The sequence below is a fragment of the Deltaproteobacteria bacterium genome, from assembly GCA_009930495.1.
In the GTDB taxonomy this organism is placed as follows: Bacteria; Desulfobacterota; Desulfovibrionia; order Desulfovibrionales; family Desulfomicrobiaceae; genus Desulfomicrobium.
The window spans coordinates 1-10,827 of sequence record RZYB01000089.1; the positions used below are offsets into that span (position 1 = coordinate 1).

Sequence of the window (10,827 nt, forward strand, 5' to 3'; positions counted from 1 at the left end):
CCGGCGTGCAGGCGGGCCGCGATTTCGACCAGGGCCCTCTCCCCCATGCCGTACACGACCAGATCGGCCTTGGCGTCGAGAAGAATGGGCTTGCGCAGTTTGTCCGTCCAGAAATCATAATGGGTGACCCGGCGCAGGGAGGCCTCGATCCCTCCCAGGATCACGGGCAGCCCTGAAAAGGCCTGCCGCAGGAGGTTGGTGTAGACGATGCACGCCCGGTTGGGGCGGGCTCCGGCCCTGCCGCCCGGCGTGTAGGCGTCGTCGGAGCGTTTTTTGCGAAAGGCCGTGTAATGGGCCAGCATGGAATCGATGGCGCCGGCCGAGACGCCGGCGAAGAGCCGGGGCCGGCCCATGGCCGTCACGTCGGCCGGGTCGGTCCAGCGCGGTTGGGCGATGATGCCGGTTCGAAAGCCATGGACGACCAGGGTCCGGCCCAACAGGGGCATGGCAAAGGACGGATGGTCCACATGGGCGTCGCCGCTGATCAGCAGCACGTCCAGTTCGGGCCAGCCAAGACTGTCCATCTCCGCCCTGGTCATGGGCAGAAACGGTGGCTGGGGCAGGCCGGGAGAAGAAAAGAGCTGGGTCATGGGATGAGTCCATAGGCGGGCGTCCAGGGTGGGGCAAGGACAAAAAAAGGGCGGCCCGGAGGCCGCCCGCGACACGGGGAGGTTTGTCGCCAGATTCGTGATGGAGAAGCCGGGAGTCACATACCCTCGGGCGCGGTGGCTCGGGCCATGTCCGGGCCGGTGGAACCCCGTCGCGCCCCCAGTCCTGGCTTGCCACCAGGGCGGCCCTGGCCGAAGCGGGACGGCGGGTAGTCAATGCCCACCTCTTTCTTGATCCGGGCGCGCAGGGCGTCGCCCTTTTCCTGGAGGGCTGTCCGGGTCTTGGCCATTTCGGCGACAATGGCGGTCAGGGCTTCGGGCTGGGTGTTCGGGTTGGCGGACAGGGCCTTCAATTCGGTCCGCTTCTGCCACATGGTGTTCTGCAGCGGACGGACTTCCTGGCGGTGTTCGTTCATGATGAACTCGAAGAGGGCCCGTTTTTCCGGAGTCAGCTGGTTGACAATCTGGACCAGACGGTCCTGGCCGCCCTGGCGTTGTCCGTGCTTGCCGTCGCGGCCCGGGCCGGCAAAGCCCGTGGCGACGAAAAGAAGGATCAGGGCCGTGGTCAGGGAGGCGATGACGGTTTTTTTCATGGTGAAGCTCCTTGGTTTGGTGATGATCAGTGGTGTTGATTGACGTTTATCAAGGGCCGTGCCAAAATCAAATTTTGCATTCAAAAATTTGAAATAAAACGATTTATTTGAAAATACCGAAGCGCGATGGACTGGTGGCCAGGAGCGCCTGGTCAGAAACTGTCCAGGCCCAAGGCCGGTTCGGTTCGATTCTGACCAGGAACCGCCGCGCGGGCGCGTCATTTCGTGGGGACAAGAGGCGTCCGGAGCCTTGCGGACCGGTGCCGGGGAAATCGCGCCGTGGCGGGAACACTCAGGCCTTGAGCTTGGGGTTGTTGATATGGCGGTCTTTGTCCCGGATCGTTTTTTTCTCCAGATTACGGGCCATGGCCTCGGTCAGATCGACGCCGGTCTGGTTGGCGATGCAGGTCAGGACGAAAAGCACGTCGGCCAGTTCGTCGGCCAGATCCTTCTTGTCGGATTCCTTGAAACTCTGGTCGCCGAATTGGCGGGTCATGATCCGGGCCACCTCGCCGACTTCCTCCATGAGGATGCCCAGGTTGGTCAGTTCGGAAAAATAGCGCACGCCCAGGGTGCGCACCCAGGTATCGACGGTTGTCTGTAGTTCGTGAACGGTCATGGGTGTCTCCTTTTTTGTTCCGGGCTATGCAATGCCGGACCGCTTGGCAATGCGCCGCGTATTCGGCACGATTCGTGGATATCTCCCTTTCAGCCCTGGCTGTCCGGGTCGGTGTGGATTGATTTTTACGCGCGAGGAAGTGTCGTGGATGGAGTGCGTCGTTTTGTTGCCGCCAGCTTCGGGCTGGGCTGGGTTTTTATCCTGGCCCTGGTCGCGGCCTTGGTTTTGTGGTTGGCCATTTCCGGTCGGAATCGGGAGCAGCGTGTCGTGGCCCAGGTCATGGCCGCCCAGGGCGAGACCCTGATCCGGGCCATGGAGGCGGGTGGCCGCGTCGGCATGCGCGGACCGGGCGTGCGGGGGTTTCGATTGCGGACCCTGCTGGACGAGATGGTCCAACAGGAGGATCTGCGATTTTTGGCCGTGGTCCGGCCCAACGGCAGTCTGGAAGCCTTCAGCGAGTCCGAGGCCGGCGCCGGACTGGACGCCACGTCCCTGGCGGCCTTGCCCGTGCGGGACACTCCGGCCTGGGCCGTGATCCACCGCGAAAGCGGGCCATTGTTCGTCATTTTTCGGGCCTATCGTCCGCTGCGCGGGCCACAGTTCACGGAGCGATCCTTTGCGCGGGTGCCGTTTCTGCCCCTGGATCGGAAAATTCCGTCGTCCAGGTCGAAAAAAAACAGCCCCCCCCGGCCCGCGCCGACGGACAAGCTCATGCTTGTGGCCGTGGGTCTTGACGCCAGACCGTATTTGCAGGCCGAGCACAAGGATGTCATGACCGTTGTCCTGACCTGCGCGCTTGGCCTGGCCCTGGTTGGCACCGCCGGGGTTTCCTTTTTTTGGCGGCGCAAGGCCGTGGCCCTGGAGGGCCGGATGGTCAAGGCCGAGCGCCTGGCCGCCCTGGGCACCCTGGCCGCCGGCGTCGCTCACGAGATTCGCAACCCGTTGAGTTCCATCAAGGGCTTTGCCACGTATTTCGGGGATAAGTTCGCGCCCGGCAGCCCGGATCGGGAGCTGGCCCAGGTCATGGTGGGGGAGGTGGAGCGGCTGAACAGGGTCGTGTCCGAACTGCTGGAATTGACCCGGTCCTCGGAATTGCGCCTGGAGTCCAAGAATCCGTCCGAACTGTTGCGCCACGCCCTGATGCTGGTCGAAAGCGATTGCCGCGAGGCCAACGTCGGGGTCGAGATTCAGATCGGCACCGAGGAGCCGGTGCGCGTGGACGCGGACCGCATGCGGCAGGCCCTGCTCAACGTGCTCTTGAACGCCATCCAGGCCATGCCCGGAGGCGGCACCCTGACCGCCGCCGTGGCCCGGTCGCGAGACCGGCTGGAATTTCGCGTGCGCGACACGGGTCCGGGCATACGTCCCGAGGACAAGCCCCGGATCTTCGATCCCTATTTCACCACCAGGGGCAAGGGAACGGGGCTGGGCCTGCCCCTGGTGCAGAAAATCATCGACGCCCATGGCGGACTGGTGCGGGTGGATTCGGAGCCGGGCCAGGGCACGGAGGTCATTTTGGAAATACCAGTCAACGGGGGCGGACGATGAAGGCGCGTATTTTGGTGGTGGATGACGACAAGGCCCATCTGACCATGCTCGTGGCCATGCTCGCGAGCTGGGGGCACGAGGTGGCCACGGCCGTGGATGGGGCCGAGGCCGTGGCCAAGGTGCGGGAAGCGGCCTTTGACGCTGTCCTGACCGACGTGCGCATGGCCGAGGTGGACGGGATCGAGGCCTTGCGCCGCATTCGGGACTTCAACCCGTTTTTGCCCGTGCTGATCATGACCGCCTATTCCTCCCTGGGCACGGCCGTGGAAGCCCTCAAGGCCGGTGCGTATGACTATCTGCAGAAGCCGCTTGATTTCGATGAATTGCGGCTGGCCCTGGAGCGGGCCGTGGATCATGCCGGCCTGCGCCAGGAAAACTCCCGGCTCCGCCGCGACGTGGGGCCGGCCTTTGACATGATCGGTCGTTCGCCGGCCATGGTCGAATTGGCTTCCATGATCCGGGCCGTGGCTCCGTCCGAAGCCTCGGTGCTGATTTTGGGCGAAAGCGGCACGGGCAAGGAATTGGTGGCCAAGGCCCTGCACCAGGGAAGTCCCCGGTCCGGACGGGAGTTGGTCACGGTCAATTGCGCCGCCCTGGCCGAAAATCTGCTGGAAAGCGAGCTTTTTGGCCACGAAAAAGGGGCGTTCACCGGGGCGGACCGGCGGCGCGAGGGTCGCTTTGTCCAGGCCGATGGCGGCACGCTTTTTCTGGACGAGATCGGGGAAATGGCCTTGCCCCTGCAAGCCAAGCTGCTGCGCGCCCTGCAACAGGGCGAGGTACAGCGTCTGGGCAGCGATCGGCCCATTCGGATCGACACGCGGGTCGTGGCGGCCACCAACCGGGATCTGGAGGCCGAGGTCCGGGCCGGAACCTTTCGCGAGGATTTGTATTACCGCCTGAACGTCATCTCCTTGCGCGTTCCCTCCCTGCGGGAGCGCGCCGAGGACATTCCGCTTCTGGCCCAGCATTTTCTGACACGGTTTGCCACCCGCAATCACAAGACCTTTCGCGGTTTCGCGCCACGGGCCATGGACGCCATGCTGCGCCATGAATGGCCGGGCAATGTGCGGGAGCTGGAAAACGCGGTGGAACGGGCCGTGATCCTGGCGCCGGGGGAATCCATCACCGAGGTCGACCTGCCCGCGTCCGTGCGCAATGCGTTGGAGAATTCGCGGCCGGTTCAGGCCGGGGGCGGACAGTCCCTCGAAGACGTCGAGCGGGAGGCCATTGTCCGCACCTTGGAGCAGGTGGGCAACAACAAGAGCGAGGCGGCGCGGCTTTTGGGCGTGACCCGGGTCACGCTGCGCGCCAAGATGCGCAAGTACGGGCTGGGTCAGTAACGGTCCGGGGCGTAGCGCTGGGCCAGAAGACCCGTGGCCTCGGGCAGATCCAGTTTTTGGACCAGGAGCCCTGGTTGCCCGTAGGGCTGGTGGGTCAGGCAGCTCCCGTCGGGGGCGATGACGCTGGTGGCCGAATCCTGAAAGGCGAAGGCGTAGTTGACGCTGGCGAAATAGATGCTGTTTTCGATGCCACGGCAGATCATGGCTTTTTCGTAGTACGGCCCGTCCGGATCGCCCCAGCCCATGGGGGTGCGTCCGGTGCGGTTGCTGCCCGTGCACTGCGGATGGAAAACAATCCGCGCGCCCCTGCAGGCCGCCCAGCGGACGGTTTCCGGGTATCTCCAGCCTTCGTGGCAGATGGCCACGCCGAATTTCACCCCGTCGATTTCAAACAGCTGCCGTCCCCGTCCGGGGATATAGATTCCCTCTTCGTCCGGGGCGAGCTGGACCTTGCACTGGCGTCCAAGCAGCCTGCCGTCCGGCGAAATCACCTGGACCAGATTGTAGAGGCCTTGTTCCGAAGGCCATTCCATGGGCAAGATGACCCCGACGTGGCGCGCGGCGGCGTGTTGGCGGACCTGGGCCAGGGCGGCGCGGAGTTCGTCCTGTTCGCGCAGTGGAATGGTCAAACCCTGGCCGCGTATGCCCGGGATATAGGCTTCGGGAAAGCAGAGCAGATTGACTCCGTAACCGGCGGCCTGGTCGATGAAGGACAGCACGGTTTCGACCGCGTGTTCAAGGGATATGGGAACGGGTGCCGTGGCAAGACCAATGCGCATGGGAGATCCTGGGGCTTGGGATGTCGGGATGGAGTGGTTGTCTACGGGGAAAGCCGGAGAAGTTCAACGTGGCGGCGTGGGGGAATCTGGCTCATGTTGGAGAATCGCCGTGATTTTATTCAGAAGTTCGGCCATGTCCGTCAGGGGCTTGAAGAGGATGTTGTCCAGGGTCAGGCCCAGTTTGCGGAGTGTTTCGGGCAGGCAATAGTCCACGGAACCGGTGAAGATGATGAAGCGGATTCGCGGATCGCGGGCGTGGGCCCGAAGAATGAACTCGTTGCCGTTCATACCCGGCAGGCGCATGTCCACGATGCACAGATCGGCTGAATCCCGCTCCAGCTGTTCCAGACCTTCCTCGGCGCTGGCCGCGGCTTGGACGGGAAAGCCGCAGTCTTCCAGATAGTCGGTCAGGGAAACTCGCAAAAAGCGTTCGTCATCGACAACAAGGATTTTGGGTAAGGTGGTCATGCCGGCTCCAGGGATGGCTGTTGAGGCCCTATATCCTGGACGTGGACAAAAGACCAGTTTCCGCGAACCACGGGCGCGGGTGGAATCGACCGGGCCCAGCTCAGCCCAAAGTATGAGCGGCTTCACGTTTTTTTCATGCTTGTCGCGGCGCCGTTGTCGGCTATGTGTAGGACACGGCCGACACGGTCGCTTTTTTTGAGGAAAAGAAATTTTATTTTCAGTGGATTAAACGCTGTGAAACTTGATGCGGGATACACGATGATCGATTTGTTTCGCGACAAGGGTTCTGGCGTGGCAACCTCAAGTGGCGGGAGGCTTTCATGAATACATGGATGCGAACGATTTTTTTGATTGCGGTCATGGCATGGGGCGCCGTCGGCGCCCAGGCGGCGACCATGACCGTGGAGTGGGGAAAGACCTATGACTACGCAACCGATTGGTTTGTGCCTTCCGCGAGTGGTGGATATACGAGGACTGAAACAGTCACCCAATTCAATCTTACATTCGACGATAATTTTTCCACATTCGGATTTTGCGTTGCCCCGACTATTTCCATTGGCCAAGATTCGTATGCGTATTCCGTCCGCGACTGGACCCCGGATTATTTGCAGGCTGCCTGGCTGATGGACACCTATGCCCCCGACGCCTCGACGATCAATACCGAAGGGGAAACCGTTGGCCTTCAGTCCGCCATCTGGGCCGCAGTAACGGACAATGCTAACTATAAGCCATATTACAATACCAATTCTCAGCGTACATTTTATGAAAATTGGTACAGCTCCTTGCCCCAATCCTTGGACGACGCCACGATTCTGGCTTTGGAAACCGAGTACAAAGTGATCCAGGCCTATTCCGCGACCAACCAGTTAAAGCAAACCTTGATTGTCCGTTACCCGTCTCCCGTCCCCGTTCCCGCCGCTGTCTGGATGCTGGGCACGGCCCTGGCCGGGCTTTTGGGGCTGCGCTGGCGTCATCTGGCGTAGACGGTTTGTGCGTGCGTGAAGTGAGCGCTCCCTTGTGGGAGCGCTTTTCTTTTATGGTTTTGGATTTTTTTCCAGGATCACGGCAACACGGTTGTCAGTCGACGGCCTGAAACGCCGCGAACAGGAGGGCGCTGCCCACGAGCGCCGTGCCTTGGGCGCAGGCGTCGAGGATGTCGGCGTCGGTCCAACCCAGATCGCGCAGGGCGGTTAGGTCCTCGGCGGTAACCGCGTCCTTGGCCAGGACCCTGCCCACCATGCGCAAGAGGGCGTTTTCGGCCACCGAAAAGGCGTCCACCTCCAGGCCCTGGGCCAAGTCGTCCATTTCCCGGTCCGTTAGCCCGCCTTTTATCAGCCAGGTGCGGTTCAGTACCCGGCAGTGCGCGAACTCGGCCTGGCGCGCGGCCAGGAAACGGATGGCGGCCAGGACCGGAAAGCTCAATTTGGGATGACGCATGAAATACAGGATCTGGGCGAACTGCAGTCGCAGCAGTTCCGGGCTGGCACTGAGCAGGCGCAGCGGCGCGGGCACGTCCATGCGGCCTGCAAAGTGGGCATACACTTCGGCCACGCTGTCCGTGGCGTTGTCCGGGGTTTGGGTGGCCAGCAAAAACATGGGAGCTCCTTGTAGTAGACTAGTCGTCTAGTAAGAGGGTGTACACAAGATGCCCGTCGGCATCGGCATACTGTTTCAGGTCAAAAGAACCTGAAAGACCATGGTCTGAAAATTGTCCAGCGGTTCCGGTCCGGCCACGGCCTTCATGCGCACCAAGGCTCCCTGCCAGGCCGAGATGATGAACCGGGCCGTGTTTTCGGGGTCGAGCCGTGGAGACAGTTCGCCGCGCGCCGCCGCTTCGATGAGCTGTCCGGCCACGGCCTGGATCAGGCTTGCCAGGGCGTGGTTGAGCTTGTCCCGGAAGGCCGGGTTCACATCGCCCAGTTCCTGAGTCAGATTGCCCAGGGGGCAGCCCTTGATGAAGCCCTCGGCGGCCAGGGTGTCGCGGAACCAGGAGAAAAAACGCTCCAGGCGCTTCAGGGGCGGGCGGCTGTGATCCTCCAGGATGGGACGGGTCGCGATGGCCAGATTGGCCCGGTAATGATCGACAAGGGCCAGGCCGAAATCTTCCTTGCTCTTGAAGTAGAAATAGAACGAACCCTTGGGCACACCGGCCGTGTGCAGGATTTCCTGCAGGCCCGTGGCGGTATAGCCCTTGTGGTGGATGATGCGGCCGCCGACATCGAGAATGTGTTCACGCGTGGAGGAAGTCATGCGGCTTGAAATAGACCGGTCGTCTATTGTTGTCAACACGGCGGACCCATTGGCAATGCGAGGTGCTCGCGGAGTCGGGGCGGGCCTTGCCCGTGGAGGGCTTTTGGCCTAGGTTCTGGCCCTTCGCATTCAATCCATTAACAGGTTTGGACCATGATTCATCCTTCCATTTTGACCCTGGTCGGGGCCACGCCCATCGTGGCTTTGAACCGCGTATATTCCCACCCGCGCATCCGGATCGCGGCCAAGCTCGAAGCCAAGAGCATCGGCGGTTCCATCAAGGACCGCGTTGCCCTGGCCATGATCGAGGCGGCCGAGGCCAGCGGCGAGCTGACGCCGGACAAGACCGTCATCGAACCCACCAGCGGGAACACCGGCGTGGGTCTGGCCATGATTTGCGCCGTCAAGGGCTACAAGTTGACGCTGCTCATGCCGGATTCCGCGTCCGAGGAGCGGCAGCGGATCATGCGCGCCTACGGGGCCGAGCTGCGTCTGACTCCGGGCCGCCAGGGTACGGACGGCGCCATCGAGGAGGCCTACCGTCTGGCCCGCGAGGAACCGCAAACCTATGTCCTCATGGATCAGTACAACAACCCGGCCAGCATCGCGGCCCATTATCTGGGCACGGGCCGGGAAATCGTGGAGCAGACCGAGGGCCGGGTGACCCACGTGGTCGCCTGTCTCGGCACGTCCGGCACGGCCATGGGCATCGCCAAGCGTATGAAGGAGTCCGCGCCAGCGGTCCGCGTGGTGGCCGTGGAGCCCTACGCCGGGCACAAGATTCAGGGGCTCAAGAACATGCAGGAATCCTATCCTCCGGGCATCTATGATAAAAAGGCCGTGGACAGGATCATGCGTGTCGAGGACGAGGACGCTTTCGAGTGCGCCCGGCGTCTGGCCCGTGAAGAAGGAATTTTGTCCGGCATGAGCGCGGGCGCGGCCTTGGCCGCGTCGCTGCGTCTGGCGCGCGAGCTGGAGGAGCAGGGCGAGGACGGGCTTGTTGTTTTCATCTGTCCGGATACGGGCGAGCGCTATCTTTCGACATCGCTGTTCGCGCCGCCGGCCAAGCACGGGCTGGGCGTGCGCAGCGTGTCCACGGGCGCGGTGGAGATTCTGGACAGCCCTGCCGGGGGCCATGCCCTGTTCACGCCGGGGCCGAGTCTGGACGATTTGGGAGAACTGGATGCCTGGCGGCGCATGGTCTGGATGGATGTTTTGGGTCGGGCCCTGTCCGCGCGCGGGCTGGCCGCGCGTCTGGCCGTGGGTCTGGCTGACATGGACGACCGGGCCCTGGCCGCCGCGCGCGAGGTCAAGGCCGGTCTGGCCGGGTTCGGGGCCGCCGCCGTGGCCGCTCTGACCGACAGGGCCAGGATTCTGGGTTTGGACTCCGGGACTTTTTTCCCCCTGGCCGGAGCCAGTCAGGAGCGAGCCCTGGGGCTGGCCCGCAAGCTCCTGGCCCGTGGGCAGGCCTACGAAAAACTGCGTTCGGTCTATTTCGACGTGACCCGCGACAAGGGCTACGGCCGCACTTCCGGCCTGGATCTGACCGGCATGAGTCTGGGGCACACCGTTGATCTGGCCGATTACGTCAAGGACAATCCGGCCGATTTCACCCTGCTCAAGCGGGCCTCCCTGCAGGACCTCAAGCTTGGCGACGTGGTCGAGACCGAATGGGGCAAGGTCCGGCCGAGCTGGTTTTTGCAACTGGCCGCCGCTGCGCTGGACACCTTGGGCACGGTATCGGTGATGCTCGTCGGGGAGTCGCACCGCTTCCCTCATCTGGACAATTTCAGCGCCATCTGGAGCGCCGGCGCCGGGGTGCGCCCCCAGGCCTGGATGGTGGTTCAGCCCGTGACGGCAAGCGTTCCCGGCGTCGTCCTGCCTGATCTGGATCAGGCCCTGGCCCTGGCCGGAAGTGGCGCGGCCCTGAGGCTGTGGCTGTTGTCCACGAGTTATCAGAAAACCCTGTCGTATTCCGAAGACAGCTTGGCCATGTGGGTCAAAAACCAGCATCGTCTGCAGGATGCGGCCAACGCGGCCAGTCTGGGCGGGGGCAAGGGCGGTCTGGCGCCGGATTTGGAGCAGGCTGTCTATGCGCTCAAGACGGCGTTTGCCGCCGCTTTGGACGACAACCTGGACTTGGCCCATTTCTGGCCGCGTCTTTTCGCTTTTGCCAAGATGGTCAACGCCAAGGCCGGGCGGCTGAGCGCGGCCGAGGCCGCCGCCGTGACCGAGCAGTTTTTGGCCTGCGACCGGATTCTCGGATTTTTGGACCGGGCGCATCTGCCCCTGGCTCCCAAGGACTGGCCTCGGGAAGCGGAAGAGATCATCCGTCGCCGCGATCAGGCGCGCCACGCTAGGGATTTTGCCCTGGCCGACACCTTGCGCGCCCAGCTTGCCGACATGGGTCTGCGCTTGGAAGACCATCCCCTGGGCGCGCGGTTATTCCGGCTGTGAGCGCGCCTGCCAGAAGCCGCGACATACCGTCAGGCGTCGTGATGTCAAAAATAGATTTTTTTACAGGCTGTTGGAGAAAAGCGAGGTCTGTTTCCGCCAGGGAGGCAGGACGTGCCGGTTTTTGTCCGGGACTTCTGGTTTTGGCGGCCGATCGGTGGAATTTTG

General features: G+C 62.9%; 11 protein-coding genes. 4 read left to right on the plus strand and 7 right to left on the minus strand.

Annotated features, from left to right (window positions below; translation table 11 throughout):
* From EOL86_08580 to EOL86_08590, 3 genes are all read right to left on the minus strand, one after another.
* Positions 1 to 590 (minus strand): YgiQ family radical SAM protein (locus EOL86_08580; GenBank protein ID NCD25630.1); only part of this gene is annotated, 590 nt, incomplete at its 3' end.
* A 116-nt stretch (positions 591 to 706) separates the two neighbouring features.
* The gene (locus EOL86_08585; GenBank protein NCD25631.1) at positions 707 to 1,423 is read right to left on the minus strand and encodes a periplasmic heavy metal sensor; all 717 of its coding nucleotides are present in this window, start codon (positions 1,421 to 1,423) and stop codon (positions 707 to 709) included.
* Between the two features lie 70 nt (positions 1,424 to 1,493).
* Entirely contained in the window at positions 1,494 to 1,820 is a 327-nt protein-coding gene (locus EOL86_08590; GenBank protein ID NCD25632.1) for a pyrophosphatase, read from the minus strand.
* Between the two features lie 144 nt (positions 1,821 to 1,964).
* On the opposite strand from EOL86_08590, the gene EOL86_08595 reads away from it, so the two are divergent.
* Entirely contained in the window at positions 1,965 to 3,368 is a 1,404-nt protein-coding gene (locus EOL86_08595) for a hypothetical protein (GenBank protein ID NCD25633.1), read from the plus strand.
* A complete protein-coding gene (locus tag EOL86_08600; protein NCD25634.1) occupies positions 3,365 to 4,708 on the plus strand; it encodes a sigma-54-dependent Fis family transcriptional regulator in 1,344 nt (447 codons plus the stop codon). The genes EOL86_08595 and EOL86_08600 overlap by 4 nt, the downstream gene beginning before the upstream one ends.
* Here the strand turns inward: EOL86_08600 and EOL86_08605 are convergent.
* Positions 4,702 to 5,487, minus strand: a complete 786-nt coding sequence (locus EOL86_08605; GenBank protein ID NCD25635.1) for a carbon-nitrogen hydrolase family protein — start codon at positions 5,485 to 5,487, stop codon at positions 4,702 to 4,704. The two genes, EOL86_08600 and EOL86_08605, sit on opposite strands and share 7 nt — an antisense overlap.
* A gap of 63 nt (positions 5,488 to 5,550) precedes the next feature.
* Positions 5,551 to 5,955 (minus strand): response regulator, encoded by a 405-nt coding sequence (locus EOL86_08610; GenBank protein NCD25636.1) that lies wholly within the window; start codon positions 5,953 to 5,955, stop codon positions 5,551 to 5,553.
* A gap of 320 nt (positions 5,956 to 6,275) precedes the next feature.
* Here EOL86_08610 and EOL86_08615 point away from each other — a divergent pair, with 320 nt between their 5' ends.
* The gene (locus EOL86_08615; protein NCD25637.1) at positions 6,276 to 6,938 is read left to right on the plus strand and encodes a hypothetical protein; all 663 of its coding nucleotides are present in this window, start codon (positions 6,276 to 6,278) and stop codon (positions 6,936 to 6,938) included.
* A 94-nt stretch (positions 6,939 to 7,032) separates the two neighbouring features.
* On the opposite strand, the gene EOL86_08620 is transcribed toward EOL86_08615, so the two are convergent.
* Both EOL86_08620 and EOL86_08625 read right to left on the minus strand, forming a co-directional pair.
* On the minus strand, positions 7,033 to 7,551 hold the full coding sequence (locus EOL86_08620; GenBank protein ID NCD25638.1) for a hypothetical protein: 519 nt from the start codon (positions 7,549 to 7,551) through the stop codon (positions 7,033 to 7,035).
* Positions 7,552 to 7,626: 75 nt separating this feature from the next.
* Positions 7,627 to 8,205: a TetR family transcriptional regulator gene (locus EOL86_08625; GenBank protein NCD25639.1), complete on the minus strand. Its 579-nt coding sequence runs from the start codon at positions 8,203 to 8,205 to the stop codon at positions 7,627 to 7,629.
* Positions 8,206 to 8,358: 153 nt separating this feature from the next.
* Here EOL86_08625 and EOL86_08630 point away from each other — a divergent pair, with 153 nt between their 5' ends.
* On the plus strand, positions 8,359 to 10,662 hold the full coding sequence (locus tag EOL86_08630; protein ID NCD25640.1) for a cysteine synthase: 2,304 nt from the start codon (positions 8,359 to 8,361) through the stop codon (positions 10,660 to 10,662).
* Positions 10,663 to 10,827 lie beyond the last annotated feature (165 nt).